At 35.7% G+C, this 18,916-nt stretch carries 21 protein-coding genes, 1 pseudogene and 1 riboswitch; of the genes and pseudogenes, 11 read left to right on the top strand and 11 right to left on the bottom strand.

All coding sequences use genetic code 11. From position 1 onward, the window contains the following. The first annotated feature begins 43 nt into the window (after positions 1 to 43). Both AABL52_RS03690 and AABL52_RS03685 read left to right on the top strand, forming a co-directional pair. Entirely contained in the window at positions 44 to 577 is a 534-nt protein-coding gene (locus AABL52_RS03690; protein WP_061676773.1) for a phosphatase PAP2 family protein, read from the top strand. Positions 578 to 589: 12 nt separating this feature from the next. Next, positions 590 to 1,732, top strand: a complete 1,143-nt coding sequence (locus AABL52_RS03685) for a glycosyltransferase family 4 protein (protein ID WP_341518929.1) — start codon at positions 590 to 592, stop codon at positions 1,730 to 1,732. Between the two features lie 280 nt (positions 1,733 to 2,012). Here AABL52_RS03685 and AABL52_RS03680 read toward each other — a convergent pair whose 3' ends face one another. Together AABL52_RS03680 and AABL52_RS03675 are read right to left on the bottom strand one after the other, a co-directional pair. Continuing rightward, positions 2,013 to 2,615: a molybdenum cofactor guanylyltransferase gene (locus tag AABL52_RS03680; RefSeq protein WP_341518928.1), complete on the bottom strand. Its 603-nt coding sequence runs from the start codon at positions 2,613 to 2,615 to the stop codon at positions 2,013 to 2,015. Beyond that, on the bottom strand, positions 2,612 to 3,121 hold the full coding sequence (locus tag AABL52_RS03675) for a MogA/MoaB family molybdenum cofactor biosynthesis protein (RefSeq protein ID WP_000117141.1): 510 nt from the start codon (positions 3,119 to 3,121) through the stop codon (positions 2,612 to 2,614). The genes AABL52_RS03680 and AABL52_RS03675 overlap by 4 nt, the downstream gene beginning before the upstream one ends. A gap of 238 nt (positions 3,122 to 3,359) precedes the next feature. Here AABL52_RS03675 and AABL52_RS03670 point away from each other — a divergent pair, with 238 nt between their 5' ends. Further along, positions 3,360 to 3,539, top strand: coding sequence for a hypothetical protein (locus AABL52_RS03670; RefSeq protein WP_088123578.1), 180 nt, complete (start codon positions 3,360 to 3,362; stop codon positions 3,537 to 3,539). A gap of 6 nt (positions 3,540 to 3,545) precedes the next feature. Further along, on the top strand, positions 3,546 to 3,725 hold the full coding sequence (locus tag AABL52_RS03665) for a hypothetical protein (RefSeq protein ID WP_097845230.1): 180 nt from the start codon (positions 3,546 to 3,548) through the stop codon (positions 3,723 to 3,725). A gap of 40 nt (positions 3,726 to 3,765) precedes the next feature. On the opposite strand, the gene metK is transcribed toward AABL52_RS03665, so the two are convergent. Next, complete coding sequence (gene metK / locus AABL52_RS03660; RefSeq protein WP_000163118.1) at positions 3,766 to 4,965, bottom strand: methionine adenosyltransferase; 1,200 nt, start codon at positions 4,963 to 4,965, stop codon at positions 3,766 to 3,768. A 167-nt stretch (positions 4,966 to 5,132) separates the two neighbouring features. Continuing rightward, positions 5,133 to 5,254, bottom strand: a riboswitch (SAM riboswitch). Between the two features lie 228 nt (positions 5,255 to 5,482). Here metK and pckA point away from each other — a divergent pair. Then, positions 5,483 to 7,069, top strand: coding sequence for a phosphoenolpyruvate carboxykinase (ATP) (gene pckA / locus AABL52_RS03655; RefSeq protein WP_341518927.1), 1,587 nt, complete (start codon positions 5,483 to 5,485; stop codon positions 7,067 to 7,069). Between the two features lie 275 nt (positions 7,070 to 7,344). Beyond that, on the top strand, positions 7,345 to 7,542 hold the full coding sequence (locus AABL52_RS03650) for a hypothetical protein (RefSeq protein WP_341518926.1): 198 nt from the start codon (positions 7,345 to 7,347) through the stop codon (positions 7,540 to 7,542). 259 nt (positions 7,543 to 7,801) lie between these two features. Here AABL52_RS03650 and AABL52_RS03645 read toward each other — a convergent pair whose 3' ends face one another. Next, on the bottom strand, positions 7,802 to 8,185 hold the full coding sequence (locus AABL52_RS03645) for an ATP synthase subunit I (protein WP_000624932.1): 384 nt from the start codon (positions 8,183 to 8,185) through the stop codon (positions 7,802 to 7,804). A 291-nt stretch (positions 8,186 to 8,476) separates the two neighbouring features. Between AABL52_RS03645 and AABL52_RS03640 the strand changes: the two genes are divergently transcribed. After that, positions 8,477 to 8,698, top strand: a complete 222-nt coding sequence (locus tag AABL52_RS03640; RefSeq protein WP_000639043.1) for a hypothetical protein — start codon at positions 8,477 to 8,479, stop codon at positions 8,696 to 8,698. 28 nt (positions 8,699 to 8,726) lie between these two features. Here AABL52_RS03640 and AABL52_RS03635 read toward each other — a convergent pair. Continuing rightward, positions 8,727 to 9,631 (bottom strand): annotated as a pseudogene (locus AABL52_RS03635) (DMT family transporter). Between the two features lie 218 nt (positions 9,632 to 9,849). Beyond that, positions 9,850 to 10,173, bottom strand: a complete 324-nt coding sequence (locus AABL52_RS03630) for an iron-sulfur cluster biosynthesis family protein (RefSeq protein ID WP_000289563.1) — start codon at positions 10,171 to 10,173, stop codon at positions 9,850 to 9,852. A 123-nt stretch (positions 10,174 to 10,296) separates the two neighbouring features. Here AABL52_RS03630 and AABL52_RS03625 point away from each other — a divergent pair, with 123 nt between their 5' ends. After that, positions 10,297 to 10,461: a hypothetical protein gene (locus AABL52_RS03625; RefSeq protein WP_340421061.1), complete on the top strand. Its 165-nt coding sequence runs from the start codon at positions 10,297 to 10,299 to the stop codon at positions 10,459 to 10,461. Between the two features lie 205 nt (positions 10,462 to 10,666). Then, positions 10,667 to 11,737, top strand: a complete 1,071-nt coding sequence (locus AABL52_RS03620; protein WP_341518925.1) for a collagen-like protein — start codon at positions 10,667 to 10,669, stop codon at positions 11,735 to 11,737. 257 nt (positions 11,738 to 11,994) lie between these two features. Here AABL52_RS03620 and AABL52_RS03615 read toward each other — a convergent pair whose 3' ends face one another. Continuing rightward, positions 11,995 to 13,215, bottom strand: a complete 1,221-nt coding sequence (locus tag AABL52_RS03615; RefSeq protein WP_341518924.1) for an ATP-binding protein — start codon at positions 13,213 to 13,215, stop codon at positions 11,995 to 11,997. Further along, the gene (locus tag AABL52_RS03610; RefSeq protein WP_340421058.1) at positions 13,212 to 14,468 is read right to left on the bottom strand and encodes an ATP-binding protein; all 1,257 of its coding nucleotides are present in this window, start codon (positions 14,466 to 14,468) and stop codon (positions 13,212 to 13,214) included. Before AABL52_RS03610 ends, AABL52_RS03615 begins: the two co-directional genes overlap by 4 nt. A gap of 248 nt (positions 14,469 to 14,716) precedes the next feature. Between AABL52_RS03610 and AABL52_RS03605 the strand changes: the two genes are divergently transcribed. Both AABL52_RS03605 and AABL52_RS03600 read left to right on the top strand, forming a co-directional pair. Continuing rightward, complete coding sequence (locus AABL52_RS03605) at positions 14,717 to 14,857, top strand: hypothetical protein (RefSeq protein WP_162937123.1); 141 nt, start codon at positions 14,717 to 14,719, stop codon at positions 14,855 to 14,857. A gap of 16 nt (positions 14,858 to 14,873) precedes the next feature. Beyond that, positions 14,874 to 15,683 (top strand): alpha/beta fold hydrolase, encoded by an 810-nt coding sequence (locus tag AABL52_RS03600; protein WP_000498289.1) that lies wholly within the window; start codon positions 14,874 to 14,876, stop codon positions 15,681 to 15,683. 206 nt (positions 15,684 to 15,889) lie between these two features. On the opposite strand, the gene AABL52_RS03595 is transcribed toward AABL52_RS03600, so the two are convergent. The 3 genes from AABL52_RS03595 to AABL52_RS03585 form a co-directional block, all read right to left on the bottom strand. Next, complete coding sequence (locus AABL52_RS03595; protein ID WP_341519690.1) at positions 15,890 to 18,034, bottom strand: LTA synthase family protein; 2,145 nt, start codon at positions 18,032 to 18,034, stop codon at positions 15,890 to 15,892. 272 nt (positions 18,035 to 18,306) lie between these two features. Further along, positions 18,307 to 18,537, bottom strand: a complete 231-nt coding sequence (locus AABL52_RS03590; RefSeq protein WP_000227426.1) for a hypothetical protein — start codon at positions 18,535 to 18,537, stop codon at positions 18,307 to 18,309. Positions 18,538 to 18,548: 11 nt separating this feature from the next. Next, positions 18,549 to 18,845, bottom strand: a complete 297-nt coding sequence (locus AABL52_RS03585) for a DUF3986 family protein (RefSeq protein ID WP_000455571.1) — start codon at positions 18,843 to 18,845, stop codon at positions 18,549 to 18,551. Positions 18,846 to 18,916: the final 71 nt, after the last annotated feature.

The following is an 18,916-nucleotide window of genomic DNA, read 5'->3' as shown; positions in this document are numbered from 1 at the left end:
GCTAATATCTCCATATATATGTAAACGAGGGAGGAGAATTTTCATGAAGGTCAGTGGACTGTATAAAATAGAATGCTACATTTTCAAAGGAATTAACCGATACTTTGATCAAAAAACATTAAATATCTTTTTCAGCAATATTACTCATATCGGTGGCGCTACTTTCTCAATCGCACTCACACTTTTCTTTTTAATTTTTGCAAAAGGCACTTTGCATCAAGCTGCAATCGCAACTGCTATTTCTTTAGCAATTAGCCATATTCCTGTACAAATATTAAAAAGATGGTATCCGCGAAAACGCCCTTATTTAACAATTCAGGATGCGAAATATCCAGTCCATCCATTAAAAGACCACTCTTTCCCGTCTGGTCATACAACAGCCGTTTTCTCTGTCTTCATTCCATTTATTTGCTATAATCCAAACTTACTTGTTTTTCTATTACCGTTAGCATTATGCGTCGGTATTTCTCGTATTTATTTAGGGCTTCACTATCCGTCTGATGTATTCGTCGGTATGTGCCTCGGCACTTGCTCTGGCATCATCTCTTTTTATCAATTCATCCCACTTTTCACATAAAGGAGTGATATGATGAGAGTCGCCATTTTTACCGATACTTTTACACCACAAGTCAACGGGGTTGCGAAAACGTTAGAACGATTAACACGTTACTTTCAGAAAGAAAAGATCGCCTATTCTGTTTTCGCCCCTCAGCATACAGCTGAAGATGATTTCGTAGCCAATGTGAACAAGATGAGAAGTATCCCATTAACAATATTATATCCAGAATGTCGCTTTTCTTTTCCTACTCCGCGCATTAAACGAGAACTTCTTTCCTTTAAACCTGACATTATTCACATTGCTACACCTTTCAATATGGGACTCTGTGGATTGTATTATGCAAAAAAGTTAAACATCCCAGTTGTCGGTTCTTATCATACTGATTTCGATGCTTATTTACGCTATTATAAAATTGAATTTCTCTCTAATATGCTTTGGAACTATTTAAAATGGTTTCATAGTCATATGCAAAAAAATTTCGTTCCTTCCTTTGAAACGTTACACCAACTAAAAAATAAAGGCTTTCAGGCCCTCTCCATATGGGGACGTGGTGTAGATTGCACACTCTTTCATCCATCTTACAATACAGACCTATTCCGAAAAAAATATAATATTACAGCGAAGTATGTCCTTTCCTATGTTGGACGGATTGCCCCTGAAAAAGATATTGATACGTTGCAACACCTTATCTTGAAAACGACTCATACTCGAAACGACGTTCATTGGCTCATCGCAGGAGACGGTCCTCTAGCAACAAATTTGCGTGAAGCTGTTCCGCGTGCACATATCACTTTTACTGGATATTTACAAGGGAAGGATTTAGCTGAAGCATATGCTTGTTCTAACATCATGGTATTTCCATCCGCTACTGAAACGTTCGGAAATGTCGTACTCGAATCACTTGCATGTGGTACACCTGTCATTGGTGCAAATAGTGGCGGGGTTAAAAATATTATTACAGATGGAAAAACGGGAGTTCTTTGTCCGCCCAAAAATGAGGACGCATTTCTATTATCCATCCATTCTTTATTGCAAAATGAAGAGCAACTTACACAAATGGGCATAGCAGCTTCGTCTTATGCTAAATCAAAAAGCTGGGATGAGATCTTTCGTGGCTTACTTGACCAATATGAAACGGTCCTTCAGCATAACGCATCAGAGTTACTTGCTTAAATAGAAAAACTCCCTTCAAAAAACGAAGGGAGTTTCTTACACAGTTGTAAACTTTACTTAAATAAATGATACACAAGGTGAAGTATCACTTTATTTATATATTCATTATAACAAAAATAAACACAAATAAACAGACTTGTAATAAAAACCCATAAAAATTAATATATGGTTATACAGTATTTTAACTGTATAGTGATTTTAAGAATTCCCCTTAAAATCAACTTACTCACATATCTTTATACAGTAATTGTTCCCCAATTTCTGTATATCAAAAAACCTTTCATTCATTTGAAAGGTCTTTTTGAGCCTGCATATATTCTTCTTTCGTATTCACATTTATAAACCAATCCGCATGCGCTTGTACATTTTCACCAACAATATATTTCACATTACATTGTGATAAAAGCTGACTCATACTTCTTTTTTCTTCCTGAAGCAAAGCATAAATCTTTTCTTTCACGCGGTTATGATACGCTGCAAGTAACGGTTGTTTCCTTCCATTAATAATAGGGACAACTGCATCATATTCATTACTCGTTTGCTCTAGTAAAATGGTAAACCATTCTTGCGAAACATTTGGCGCATCGCAAGGCATAATAGCATACCAATCTGCTTCTATATATTCCATTCCTGATACAATTCCAGCAAGTGGTCCATTTCCTTTATAATGCGGAATATCTTCTATAACAGGAACTTGTACAAGTTCCTCTACTCGCTCTTTTATATCAGAATGACTAATGACTACAACCTCTTGCAAAGCAGTCGTCATCACTTTCAAAATATGCTCTATAAAAGTACTACCTTGCCAGATCGCTAATGCTTTCGGCTCACCGAATCGACTCGACATACCGCCTGCCAATACAATTCCAGCATACTTACTCATTGGCGATGCAGCTCAAATGTAATATGACCTAATTCCGGTAAAATCAATTTATTCATCGCAAGACGAACTGCTCCGCTAGACCCTGGCATGGAAAAGACAACTTTGCGCCCAATTGTACCGCCGATTGCTCTACTTAACATCGCGCTGCTTCCGATATCTTCTAAATAACTAATCATACGAAACAACTCACCAAACCCGACAATCTCTTTATCTAATAACGCTGATACTGCTTCAATCGTTACATCACGCTTCGTAATACCAGTACCGCCATTTGTTAAAACGACATCAACATCTTCCCTATGATAACCAGCTAACACTGCTTGCTGAATACTTTCTTTATCATCTTTTACAATTTCATAAGAGGTCACTGTATGCCCTGCTTCTTTTAACAATTCATGTAATAGCTGCCCGCTCTTATCTGTCTCTCCCGTACGTGTATCGGAAATCGTCACGATCTTGCAGCGCACTTCTTTTGGAGCTTGTTTTTTATGTTCGGTTACGCTCATTTTATATCTTTCCTTTCCTAAAGGCTTTTCTTCATTTTATCATACATATCTTTACACAATTATGTATGAAGCCGCTAATACACCATGATACAATATAAGTATATACAACCACAAAAAGGAAAATATACTTTCTTATACTCCTAGACTACACATCATTAGCTACTCTTTAAATCCCCTTATATTTTCCACATAGTAGATTTCATTTTAAATTACAAAATAATTTGGAGGTTCACTCATTATGGAACTTTATAAAAAACTAACAACAACATTCATCCTCTTATTCGTCGCTTCCATTACTGTCGGCTTTTCTCTAAAAGACGCAATTCCATACGCTACATTAGTAAGTATTATATTCGCAACACTATTTTTACTAAGCAGTGCCTTTTGCGCGGGTAAAGCACGTCAAATGAAAGGTTGATTACATATGTTCAAGAAGAAACCAATCTTTTGTAAATCCTGCGGGAAAGAAATACAAACGTATGAAAAGGCATGGGTTCATATGCCTTTTCCGGCAAGTGGTATGACTAATATGAAAAAGTATATTGAGCTAGACGGCGAAGTTTATTGTGGTTCTTGCATCCAAGTAGTAAATAAAACAAAATAAAAAAGCTTTGCGCTCACGGCGCAAAGCTTTTTTTCATATATTATAGACCAGCTTGCTCTTTTAAAGCTGCAGCTTTGTCTGTACGTTCCCATGTTAGATCTACATCAGTACGTCCGAAGTGGCCGTAAGCTGCTGTTTGTTTGTAAATTGGGCGACGTAAGTCTAGCATTTTAATAATACCAGCTGGGCGAAGATCGAAGTTGTTACGAACTAGTTCTACTAGTACGTCTTCAGATACTTTACCAGTGCCGAACGTATCAACTGAAATTGATACTGGTTGTGCTACACCGATTGCGTATGCAAGTTGTACTTCTGCTTTGTCAGCAAGACCAGCTGCTACGATGTTTTTCGCAACATAACGAGCTGCATATGCTGCTGAACGGTCAACTTTCGTTGCATCTTTACCAGAGAATGCACCGCCACCGTGGCGAGCGTATCCACCGTAAGTATCAACGATGATTTTACGTCCTGTTAAACCAGCATCACCTTGTGGTCCACCAATTACGAAGCGGCCAGTTGGGTTAATGAAGAATTTCGTTTCTCCATCCATTAATTCTGCTGGAACTACAGCTTTAATTACATGCTCTTTTAAATCGCGATCGATTTCTTCCCATGTAACATCTGGATGATGCTGTGTAGAAATTACGATTGTATCTACACGTACAGGTTTACCATTTTCATCATACTCAACTGTAACTTGCGTTTTTCCATCCGGACGTAAGTATGATAATGTATCATCTTTACGTACTTCAGTTAAACGGCGAGCTAATTTGTGAGCAAGCGAGATTGGAAGTGGCATTAACTCTTGTGTCTCATTACATGCGAAACCAAACATTAAACCTTGGTCTCCTGCACCAATTGCCTCAATCTCAGCGTCAGTCATTTGACCTTCGCGTGCTTCTAGCGCTTGGTCAACACCCATAGCGATGTCAGCAGATTGCTCATCGATAGATGTTAAAACTGCACAAGTTTCTGCATCGAATCCGTATTTTGCGCGTGTGTAACCAATGCCTTGAATTGTTTCACGAACGATTTTTGGAATATCTACGTAAGTAGAAGTCGTAATTTCCCCCGCTACCAATACTAAACCAGTTGTTACAGTTGTTTCACAAGCTACACGTGCATTTGCGTCTTTTGATAAGATCGCATCTAAAATTGAATCAGAAATTTGGTCACAAATTTTATCTGGATGTCCTTCAGTTACAGACTCAGATGTGAACAGATGACGTTTTTTTGTCATGTGGTAAACCTCCCTACAGTAATTGTATATATTGTACGGAACTCATCCTTAATTTGCCACAAATTGCGACATACATTTATTCTCCCACAAGCATACAGAAAAACCTTTCCCACTTTACATAGAGGAAAGGTTTAATTTGCTACTTGCATACTGCTTTTTGCCCTTCGCTCTTATCGTTCGAGACCTGTAGCCTCGCACAGGTTTTAGCACCTATTCACCTGTATTTACCACTACAAGTGAGGTTGCTGGGCTTCATCGGGCCTGTCCCTCCGCCAGCTCGGGATAAGAGAGTATCCGTCCCAACCTATACTAAAGAAATGATATTCATTTGTCAATTAATATTCACATTTTCCTGAAAGTTTTTCTCAATACGCCTAAAATGAAATATTAATAAGGAAATAATGCATTCACACAAACAAAAAGAAATAAATAGTATACATTATTTATATAATTGTGTTATACTCTTGTTGGGGATTACGAGAAATATTTCATTAAATGAAAAGGATGGTATATAAATATGAGTACTGTGAATGTCCAAATTGGTTTACACGAATTATTGAACGGAAGCAATGCACAGATTCAACTAAGTGTTCCGCAATTAGTGGAAAAAGTATTAATGCGAAATGAAGGGAAATTAACTTCTACTGGTGCCGTTTCTGCTTCAACAGGAAAATATACAGGACGTTCTCCTAAAGATAAATTTATTGTGAAAGAAGCATCGGTTGCTGACAAAATTGCTTGGGGAGCAGTGAATCAACCGATTTCTGAAGAACATTTTAATAAATTATATACTAAAGTTTTAGAATACTTAAAAGAAAAAGAAGAGTTATTCGTCTTCAATGGATTTGCTGGCGCTGACCGCAATTACCGCCTACCAATTCAAGTTATTAACGAATATGCATGGCACAATTTATTTGTACATCAATTATTCATTCGTCCAACTGAAGAAGAATTAACAACTCATGAATCAGAGTTCACAATTGTTTCTGCACCGAATTTCAAAGCTGATCCAGCTGTTGACGGTACAAACTCTGAAGCATTCATTATGGTTTCATTCGAAAAACGTATCGTACTAATTGGTGGTACAGAATACGCTGGAGAAATGAAAAAATCAATCTTCTCTATTATGAACTTCTTACTACCTGAACAAGATATTCTTTCTATGCATTGCTCTGCAAACGTAGGTGAAGAAGGCGACGTAGCACTATTCTTCGGTTTATCTGGAACAGGTAAAACAACATTATCTGCTGATCCAAACCGTAAATTAATCGGTGATGATGAGCATGGTTGGTCTGATAACGGTGTATTCAATATTGAAGGCGGTTGCTACGCAAAATGTGTAAACCTTTCTCACGAGAAAGAACCACAAATTTTCGATGCAATCAAATTTGGATCTGTTTTAGAAAACGTTATCATTAATGATCAAACGCGTATCGCAGACTACAACGATACTACTTTAACAGAAAATACTCGTGCTGCATACCCTATGCATGCGATTGACAATATCGTACTGCCAAGTGTTGCTGGACACCCAAATACAATCATTTTCTTAACTGCTGATGCATCTGGCGTATTGCCTCCAATCAGTAAGTTATCAAAAGAACAAGCTATGTATCATTTCTTAAGTGGTTACACTAGTAAACTAGCAGGAACAGAGCGCGGCGTTACATCTCCGCAAGCAACATTCTCAACTTGCTTCGGTTCACCATTCTTACCACTTGATGCATCTCGCTATGCTGAAATGCTTGGTGAAAAAATCGAGAAACACGATGCGAAAGTATTCTTAGTAAACACTGGCTGGACTGGTGGCGAATACGGCGTTGGTAAACGTATGAACTTAGGTTACACTCGTGCAATGATTCAAGCTGCATTAAGCGGCGAACTTGCGAAAACAGAAACAGCTAAACATGACATCTTCGGTCTTGAAGTTCCACTTCACGTACCAGGTGTACCTGACGAAGTGTTAATGCCTGAACAAACTTGGGCTGATAAAGCTGCTTACAAAGCAAAAGCAATCGAGCTTGCGAGCAAATTCAAAGAGAACTTCAAAAAGTTCGACAGCGTTTCTGAAAATATTATTAACTTAGGCGGTCCAATCGCTTAAGTACAAAATTTCTGTTGGAATAACCCTTTTTACTCATATGAATAAGTGTCGTGTAACCGTAAAGTTTCGCGTACTCACCGACAAAACCCAATGCGGCTTTACGGTTACACACACTTACATAAAAAAGAAGCTTACGTTTTTTTACGTAAGCTTCTTTCTATATCTTATCTCTTCATCTATGGCTTAAATCATAAAATTACAGAAAATTCATTTTATAATCATTCATTTTTAGTTTTCCATGATACAATTTACATATACAGGAAAGGGGGAGACTTATGAAAAATTTTTCTCGTACAGGAAAAATCTTATTCAGCTATGGAGCAATTCAATTATTTTGGGGACTTGTGATGCTTAACGTTAATTTATTTCAGCATACAAGTGAAACGATAAAATATATTATTCTAATTACCGGAATAGTTTGTTGTATTATATCCACCTTTTTTAAAGAACATAAGGGTCATACTAATACTTGATTTCATATTAACTTATTGGAAGCAGAAACCTGTATTTTGTGCAAACTTTTGCTTCCTGTTGTACTGCCCATCACTGAATCAATTATCCAAGAGTAAACCCATTTTCACATAGACAAATTACGGCTTGGAATATATAAACTTTATCCCTACTCGTTACATCTCTCTGGTTTCACATCGCATGGAGCTAAAAAAGGCCCTGACCGCTTCTATCCGTGGCTGGATCATCTATTCTATCTAAAAAAAGAAGTCTTTTATCTTTTTAACTCTTCGTTAATTCTTCCTCATCTTTCATACTATAGTAGCCTAAATTCACAACGATTAAGAAATAGCCACCCAGAATCCCTACTGCAAATGCCCACATAACCATGTGGTGCTCAATTTCGTACATAATAATAGCACCCAAAATAGCAGCTGCAAAACGATTAAACATACCGAGCGTCGGTGCTTTCGTTTTCTTTACGATACTATCTCCAAGCTTCTCAATTCGTCTCCCTAAAAGCCAAACGCAATACATACTTACAATCAGTCCAATTCCAGCGCCTAAAAAGTGTGCTGAAAACGGTGTTAACATCCAGCCTAGTAAAAGAAAACCTAGTAAATAATACGATTGAATTTTAAACGACCTTAATGACATACTAATCATGCTGTTCTCCTCTTCAGTAATTTTCATCTATCCAACAAAAGCTGTATAACTCATTTCTTTCGAGTTCATACTACTTAAAATTCATTTCACTCAAATTAAAAACAACATAAACAGTGTGTTTATGTTGTTTAAATGTTTTCAGGAAATAATATTATACAAGATTTCAAACATCATATTCTCATAATTTGTGACGTTTTTCCAAACATTTTTCGTCCATTTATGAAAAAAATGATATCAATCTATGAACATACGGATATGATGTAATAAGCACACAAATAAAGGGGGCGTCTAATGATTTATTTTTTAATGGCTCTCATTCACCTCATTATCCCTGCACTTATTGGACTTTCATTGTATTGGTACACGAAAAATCATAGTATTTTCTACGCTGTCCTCGGTGTTCTTCTTCCAGGTATTATTCTTATCACACTCTTCCGTATTCCATTTTTAAACTTAATCCCACTTATTACTGCTATCTTATTTCTCGTCTTCTTACCAAAAATAAAAAAATAGGAAAGCAGATCATAGGTGATCTGTTTTCCTATTTTGATATAGGTTCCCCTGCAATAGAATGTACTTTTACTTTCTCCGATTTCACAAACCATAGACCGACGAAAATGATAATTCCACCGATTATTTGTTGAAACGATACATATTCATTTGCCCATATAGCAGCAAATAAAACAGCTACAAGCGGCGTTATATACATATATACCATCGTATGTGACGCGCCAATTTTTTGAATACCAACATACCACATTACTAAACCAAATACTGTTACAAAGAAAATAGAATATAGTAAAGCGAATAGTGTCATTTCGTGTGTAATGTGAAATGGCATTATAAATACATGTGGTCCACTTAACAATAAAAGTGGAATCGCGCCAACTAATGCTGACCATGCGGTAACACGTAGTGCTGAATATTTTTTAATTAATGGACCTGCTAAAACAGGATAAAGCCCCCAGCATATTGATGTAATAAGTCCAATTCCATTCCCGTAAAAAGAACTAGAAAGCGAATGCCCTGCTACTAAAACTAATGCGGCACCACCAAAGGCAACGATAGAACCGATGAGCTTTCGAGAAGAAAACTTTTCTTGTTTCAAAAAAATCGTAAATACAGTTGTAAAAATAGGTGAAATAGAAATGAGTAAAGAGGCATTTGTAGCGGATGTATATTTGACAGTTTCCATAAATAATGTTTGATACAGTACAATACCTACAACGCTAACGATGATTAATCTAGGTATATCCTTTCGTTCCATACAAACCGACTTTTCAATAAAAAATGCAAGGAGTAACATAAGCGGTGCCGCCGATATCATCCGAAGTGCAGTAAACTCAATTGCTGTAAATTCTAAAAGCCCATATTTCGCAATCGTAAAATTAATCCCCAAATAATAACGACTGTTAAAATTAAAAACTCAATCCCCCATCTTCTCATGCGTATCCCCTCCGCAAATAAGATTATACAGAAAATTCAATCACATGTACATTTCATTATGTGAAAAAATCTTCGTATTGTCTGGAGCGTTTTGGTACATGAAATTATATCAGCGATTTTCTGAATATATCGACTTATCAATAAAAAACGGCAATAATAGCGACTTATACAATAGGAAAGGTGGTTCCAAAATACACTTTGGAACCACCTTTCCTTTACTACACTCGCACATGTAACTTCATATTTGGATTATAAAACTGGCTCGGGCTCTTCAGTTGAAAAGTTCCTCCACCTTCATGCCAATCAACTGTTAACTTATCATCCATAAATACAAGCTTTGTGCGATCTGCGATAAAGCTAAACTGGCTTGATTCAATATCCACATCGCGCTCATCTTTTTCTGCTACAGCTACTAAATCGATAATTCCGCTCATTACACAACCGCAACCTTCATTATCGTAAAATAACTTTATATATTTCGCTTCATTTGGAATCGTATCCATAATCTTTTTATATGCTGCTTCTGTTACAGTAACGTACATATGTTAATGTTCATCCTCTCTTCTCGTATCCTTCCTATATTGTACCACCATTTTTCTAAAACATTGTATACAGAAAATTAAGACTAATATACAATATATGTCATAAAGGAGGTTGTATCACTTATGTTCAAATTACTGCGATACCCCATCTTCTTAGGTCTACTCGGTAGCTTTTTTATTTCTAGCGGAATGGTATTACAACATATACTTCCCTATTCTCCTTCTATTGGCTGGATTTCAGGTTTTATTTGTTTCCTATCCGCTTCCTATCTTGCTATGAAAAAATAAGAAAAACTAACAAGGCAGGAATTCTTTTAAGCAGGAGAAACAAACATGTCACTCATCGTTAGATCTAGCACAATCTAATTCTCCCTTATTTTTGAAATCTAAACACACAATACGAGCGACCACACAAAAATATAGAATTCATAATATATATATAGTAGTTCTATTTTTAAAACAAATTTTTCAAAATATAGAAAGGAGAACATACATGTACCCACGTAATTGTTTTAGTTGCGACGGCAGACGCAACAGTGGCTCTAACGGAAACACTGGGCCCACTGGTAGCACTGGACCTACTGGGCCTACCGGCATTACTGGACCTTCCGGGAACACCGGACCCACTGGTAGTATTGGACCTACTGGCTCGGCCGGGCCTTCCGGAGCTGGTTTCCAAAGTACTACCGCCTTTAGTCTAGCAGCCGCTCCCACCTATAAAAAAGGACAAGTTGTCACTTATACGAGCAGCGGCTATGTTGTAAAAAAAGATGCACCTCAAGGGTTTCCGAATATATCTCCAGATTATATCGTATTAGTAGAAAGTGGACCTACTGGGAACACTGGATCTACCGGCAATACCGGACCTACGGGTAGCACTGGACCTTCCGGCATCACCGGATCCACTGGGAACACTGGACCTTCCGGCATCACCGGACCTACGGGTAATACTGGACCCTCTGGGAACACCGGACCTACAGGTAATACTGGACCCACTGGGAACACTGGACCTACAGGTAATACTGGACCCACTGGGAACACTGGACCTACTGGTAGTACCGGGCCTACTGGAATTGCTGGCAGTGCATCAGCAAAAAGTATTGTTTTTCAAGGAACAAATGCTGGTTTTCAACGTATAGCAGGTTCTCCTGGAATTGACTCCAATGTCATTCCATATGTCACTGCTGGAGCCGGTAGTATAGTTGGCTTTGCTGCATCTATAAGTGTAAATAACTTACCTGCTGCTGTTTATACGATTAATATTTGCAGGAATGTCCCAACAAACCTCACTGCTCCTACCTCTAGTTACATCCTATCTACTCTTACTTTAACTACTACTGACAAAATTACAGGAACTATAGTATTTTCAATTAAACCAACGGATACTGGATCAGGACAAATTCAAGTGTTTAATCCTAATCCAACAGTAGGTCCCGCTACTGTAACTTGGACTAGCATTACAACTGGAAACTCAGTTTCGAGAGGAGATGCTATTTCCCTTCATATTACCCCTGGCATTACTGTAAGTGCTGTATATTCTATTTTTTTAATCACTGATATATAGCCCTTATTAAAAAATAATTTATTTAACAAAAAAGACCCGAGATTCGGGTCAGCAAATAGAAATACAAATGAATTAAAACAAATAGCAGACAAGTTCAGTATATACTATCATTGCAAATATATCCATATATTGTATTTTTAAATTTTATACACTATGTTAATATAATTGCCTACCTTTATCAGAATGCCTTACTCTCATCCACAATAAAAAAGGGAGATCACTCTCAAATAAGTGATCTCCTTTTTAAAAATAATTTTTCATGATATCGGCAACATAACCTTCACAGTTGTTCCAACCCCAACTTCACTTTCAAAACTCATTTTACCGTTGTGGTCTTTAATAATTTTTTCTGTAACTACTAAACCTAAACCTGTTCCCGTTTCTTTCGTTGTGTAAAAAGCTTCATTTAACTTCGGAATTTTGTCTTTTGGAATACCGCAACCCTCATCCTTAACTTGGACAATGATTGCATCTTCTACAGTCACTTTAATCGTAATCGTTCCGCCAACTGACATTGCTTCAATCGCATTTTTAATTAAATTAAAAAATACTTGCTTTAATCGTTTTTCATCGCATGTAATCGACGGTATGTCTTTACTATAAATACCTTGTATGTGCACTCCTTGCTTTAAAGCAGGCTTTCCCATAACTCGGATAACATAAGCGATAATTTCTTCTATATTATGAACTTCTGATTCTAGTGATTTAGATTTCTCAAATCCACTAAGTTCTGTAGCGATTGTATGAATTCGTTCTACTTCTTGTTTCATAATATCACTATATATTTTATCCTCTGGATATTTAATCGCTTGCTTATTAACAAATTTATCTAAGTTAGCTAGGGGTCTTCTAATTTTGTAACCAATAACTGTAGCCATTTTCCCAACAGTTGCTAGCTTTTCTGTTTGTTGTATTTCTTTATCCATCATCTCAAGCGTACGAACGTAAGATTGAAACCTTAAAAACATAATCCAACATATGATAGTAAATACACTATATAATGCCATCGGGATTAAAACGAGTGACGAGTGAATAATGATTCCTATAAGAGCGTATTTCCCAACAAGTATGCTCGGAACTAACCAAAAATATCTTTTATTCACAAAGAGTGGGGCAAATAAAATAAAAAATCCTTCTACTATATTCCCACCATCAAACTCAGCATCACTACCGTAGTAAATCATAAAATTATGGATAAGATCTAATAAGTTATATCCAATTAGAATAATATACTTTACTGCAAATGGGTTTTTCCATTTCATAAAGTATATTCCAGTGCAAAATAAGATCACCATTAGAAAATAAAGCCATAAACCTAAACCATCTTCAAATTGTCCTACTCCTTCTTGCTCTCCTCCTATTAAAGGTACAATAAATTCGTAGGCAAGATCGTATACAAAAAATATAATGAAAAATAAACTTAAAAATATTTTCAGTGCCTTCATTTCTTCATTTTTAAATATATCGTCTTTATTCATATCGTAACCCCTAGCTTTTCTCCCTCTTGGATTTCATTATTTCCACGTTGCTTCGGGAGCATGATATCTATTCTAGTTCCAATATCTCTTTCACTTGAAATATGTAATTCACCAAGATGCTGCTCAGTAACAAGCCGATTCGCTACAGTAAGTCCTAGGCCAATTTTATCTTGTTTCGTTGTATAAAAGGCCTCTTTAACACGAGCTAAATTTTCTTTCTTAATACCGTAACCATTATCAATTACACTTAGCATTACATAATCTTGTCCTTTGTTTTCTAACCGTAACTCTAATGTGCCACCTTGCTCCATTGCCTCCAGAGCATTTTTTATGACATATAGAAAGACTCCTCTTATTTTCCGCTCATCACATTCAACTTCTATCGTCTTTTCTTCCACATTAGAAATAAACTGGACGCTCGATTCATTCATTTTTTCGCGAACAATTGTTACTGCTTGTAATGCAATTTCACCTATATTATGTTTCTTATAAACAGAAGGTTTACATGTAGCAACTTCCATTAACTCACTTATCATATTATTCATATTTTCTATTTCAAAAATCATCTGTTTGTAAATAGGGTCCTCCCCATGCTTCTCTCGTTGTAATTGCGTAAACCCTTTTAATGAAGCAAGTGGATTTTTAATTTCATGTCCCACTGTCGCTGCCATTTTTCCAATTACCGCTAATTTTTGTGATTCACTAGCAATCTTAATACTTTCCTTTACCGCTGAAAGATATTGTATAAATCGATTTAAAATGATGTATGCCGCTATTAATACGAGTGTATACATAATGAGGAACATAAATCCTTTTACTTCCTTTAATACAAATAAATAAATAACATATTTCCCTACAATAGTCGAAAGTACAAACACAAAATATTTTTTATTTAAAAATATAGGTACAAAGAAAATGAAAAAAATTTCTATTATATTTACTCCATCAAATGCCGCCTCATCATAAAGCATATACGAAAGTATATTAACGATTTCTATTCCTATGTATGCAAATACACATGCATATTTAACAAGGTTCGCTTTCTCTTTTTTTATTAAATATACATTCACACCGAGTATTGCAGTTCCGCAAATAACTTGCCATAGTATGCTATATCCCTTATCCGTTAGCGATTTATCCTCTAATACGATTGCGTAGAAAATTTGATATGAAACAACGATGACATATAGCACCCACAAAAAGATTTTGGCATTCCTTTCTTCTTCTTTATATGATAGAAAACTTTCTTTCACTTCAACACCCCTTCAAAATAATGTCTCTAAGAATACCATTTATTATAATAAATGATTTTCATAGACAAACAAAGAGAAATCGAACATTTGAGGAAAATCATTCCAACATCAAGATATTTTCAGACTATATGCAATCATAAAAACTATAAACAATAATACGTATATTATGTAGGGGATAGGCGATAAAAAATAAAGTGAAACTTTAATCAACCCTTATCATCAATCAGGCTTTTACGGGCCATTGATAAATGGATAAATCACTGAAATCTTTCACACGTAAAAATGAAAAAACACCTGGTGTCCTAATAGAACAAAACCCTACGCAACTTGCAAACGAATTCATTAAAGCTATGACGAAACAACGCTTTTGGGATAGAGCATATGAATAGGTTAGGGGGATAATTTATGTTTGTTACCGTCGAGAAAGATGTGCATATTTTTGTGCAAGACGTTAATCCTGGGCCAGGTAGTAAAACTGTGTTCTTCGTCCATGGCTGGCCTTTAAATCATCAAATGTACCAATATCAACTCAATGTGTTACCACAGCATGGCTTCCGCTGCATCGCTATGGATATACGCGGCAACGGGCAATCTGATAAACCATGGACTGGTTACACATACGATCGTTTAGCAGACGATATCGCCATTGTTCTAGAAGCACTTCAAGTAGAAAATGCTACATTAGTCGGCTTTTCAGTAGGTGGCGCTCTTTCTATTCGCTACATGTCTCGCTACAATGGTCATCGCATTTCTAAACTTGTATTAGTCGATGCTGTTTCCCCCTCTTTCGTTAAAAATCAAGAATCTCCCTATGGTGTCCCAAAAGAACAAGCAGATACCCTCATTAATCAAATGTATGCCAATATGCCTAAATTTTTAAATGATGTATCTTTATCATTTTTTAATAGAAACTTAGGATCTGCTACGTTAGAATGGTTTTCTTATCTCGGTATGCAATCTGCTTCCTACGCTCTCATCAAAATATTGCAAGCAGCCGCAAATGAAGATGTAACGAAAGATTTAAGTAAAATTAACGTCCCAACAAAAATATTCCATGGTGTTCACGATCAACTTATACCTTACAAAAGCGCTGAACTCACGCAAAAGAGGATTAAAAATTCTCAGTTGCATCCTCTTACGAATAGCGGTCACGGCTCTCCAATTGATCAAGCGGATGAATTAAATAAAGAACTTATAAAGTTTTTAAATTCATAAAAATCTATGCCAAATCATGTCGATATAAACGCAGTTTTTGAAAAGATTAAAATTCACACATTTCTCACAAATCAATTAATAAAACGATTACATTTTCATTTATACTAAATGTGCAGGTAATACTCCCTAAACCCAGCTTGTCTGGTTACCCCGTTAAATACTATAAAAAAAGAACTTGTATCATTATACAAGTTCTTTTTGTTTTTCTATTTAAAAAGTATACCTTTACTATACTGTTTTCCAGCAAGCAAATCATATTGGATCATTTTATATTGCTCTAACATTTCTTTTTGTTTCTTTGTTAAATCTGTTATCTCTTCCCCATCTTTATTAACCTTTAACTCCTCTTTAAGGACTGGTATTTCTTTATGCATTTCCGATAAAAATTGATAGAATGGTGATTTATTTATCCCTGCATAATCCAAAACAAGATTAGAAAAATAAATTGGGCTTACTAAACCTAGGTTGTCATTTGGCAAATCGAAATTTGCATACATTAACAATGGCGTTTCTGACATAGCTAATCTTTCATTTAGAGTTTCTTCATTCTCTATATATCCAGCTTCTTCATAGATAGCTTTATTTACCCCTAATATTGGTAAATGATCTCCAAAGAAAACCAATATAGTAGGTCTTTCTAGCTCTTGAATTTGTTCTACTAAATATTTTAGAGCCTCATCAGAACGACGTACACCCTCAGTATAGGTTTCTAATTCTGCTTTCGATCCCTCATCTGTTAATCCGTTAACTTCTATTTGTTTTTCTTCAAACCGTCCTGGATTGAATGGGAAATGATTTTGCATCGTAACTGCATGAATAAACGTAGGTTGCTGGCTCTTATTTAATTCCTCTATTATTTCTTTACTAATAGATACATCGCTAATATAATCTCCAGCTACCTCTACGTTGTTCATTGTATCTTCCGCATTGAATTTATCAATTCCTAAAATATTATATACGTCATCCCGCTTATAAAATGATCTTCCATAAGCATGAATTGCATTCGTATAATATCCATGTTTTTTCAATTCACTTGCGATAGACGGAATTTCTCTTTGCCCTGTCACCGCTTGTTGATATGGTATAGAACCTGGCTTTAAAAAGCTCATTGAATAGCTCGTTAACGCTTCAAATTCTGTATTTGCTGTATTCCCTCCGAATACAGGCGCTATTGTTTGTCCACCCGGAAAATTCTCAATATAGTGATGTAAATTCGGCACCGGATCTTCGCTAAACGAAAGATTCATTAGCTTTGTTGGATCCCAAAAAGCTTCACTCATGAAAAATATAATATTTGGTTTCTCGGCCTTCTCTTTTTTTCCTACATTGCTTCCATATTGTTTCTTTATATCATTTGAAATTTGTAGCATAGTTTCTTTTGAATATTCTTCTGGCTTCTCAATGACAGTTGTGTCTAAGTTACTGACAAATCCTAAAACAAAACCATTATCAGTATAGTTTACATTTTGATTCCAAGCCACGAAGGTTACCCCATATTTTTGCAATACACTATTCATAAATGTATTAGGATAATTACTATATGCATACACCATAAAAATAGAGCCACATATTAAAATAATTCTCGTAATCATATTAGGTTTTATAACTGGAATATGCTTTCGTATATACATAACTAAATATACAAGTAGAGTAATTCCTAATATTCCTAAAAATATAGTCCACCAACTAAAATAGTCCATAACCATCGGTATAACGGACTGCATTTGAGTAATCTGTATGAAATCAGACGGATAGAATGGATCTCCTCTAAAAATAAGTTTAAAATGGTTCACAATTCCAAAGATAGTTAACACCAAACTTGTTATCGTGACACTCAAAAAGATTCGTCCAAGCAAACTATACACAAAAACATATATCATATAAATAAATAATAGGCTTAGTATATACTGTCCGTATCGCTGGTAAACCCAGTTATTAATTAATACAAGGCTCATATTCTCCTGCATCATGATATACATCCAATTCATTGTATGGGCAATTAAAAATAGTAAGGCATAAACTCGAATAGCCGGCCTAAGTTTATGACCGATGCCTTTATTTAAATGAATAATGTATAGTAGTACACCCCACAAAACAATAATGAGTATACTTAGCTGTATTTTCCCATTAAAAAATTCTTTAGTTCTCTCGAATTCGAAAGATCTTAACATAACAAAAAACAGCGTTTCTAAACAAATCGCCCACATTCCACTAAGAATGATAGAAATTAATAGATTCTTCCTCGGCTCTTGAGGAGAAAAACTAAGATAAAATTCATCTCTTCTTCGTTGTTGTGTTAAAAAATCAAAACGCAATTTATTCCCTCTTTCCTTTACCCCTTCGTCTCGCATCCACAAACATATTGTCCTATACAAAATACCATATTTGTATGCAGCTAGTCTTCCTATGTGCTTGTAATATACACTTGTATCCTTAATTTCCCCTTAAAAATACAATGAAACTTTAATGCGTCCGCTCCATTCAGGATTGAACGTGATAAACCTTCTTCGCTCTATATTCTAACAGCATAAATGAACTATGCTTCACAAAATTATTACCATAAGAAAAGAACCTACCAATATTGACAGGTTCTCCTTCATTTTAACAGACATGAGCATGTGTATTATATAAGAGAATACATCCATACTTTCCATATAATACATACAAATACGATAACTACAAAATCAAAAAGATCTAATCTCGGACCCTTTTTCATATTCATCTCGAGCCACATATGAACCCATTTTATTTTTGTATATTTTTGAATGTTTTTCTTTGCAAATCGGTAAATGAGTACTTGCATAATAAAAAATCCGACTACGAAAATGAACAAGAAAATGAGAAAATCGACCACAAGATTCCTCCCTATTTTTGCAGCGATTTTTCTACTATTTGATTTCTCAAAACCCACTCTTCAAATTGAGCACTTCCAAATTCCCAACTAAGATCACGAGCATGTACAGAAAAAACGTAATGACCAGCATATTCGTCCATAAATCTACCTGTCTCGATCTCATCTTTCTGAAGACCATATGCTCCAAAGTTAAAATATACATCCCATACGTCTTCATTCTTCCGCTTATAAGCAATCGATTCCATATCACATTCTGTTCCGAAATAATCAAGATGTAAATGTACGCTATCATCATATTCGTACTCCATTTTATCACCCCTTATATTTGTACTTCTTTATCACCAAAAAAATTCCTGCTATCTACACTCACATATGGGCG

Source organism: Bacillus paramobilis, assembly GCF_038096195.1.
GTDB classification, from domain to species: Bacteria; Bacillota; Bacilli; order Bacillales; family Bacillaceae_G; genus Bacillus_A; species Bacillus_A mobilis.
Note: the sequence above shows the minus strand (reverse complement) of the source record. Positions and strands in the feature narration are given on the sequence as shown.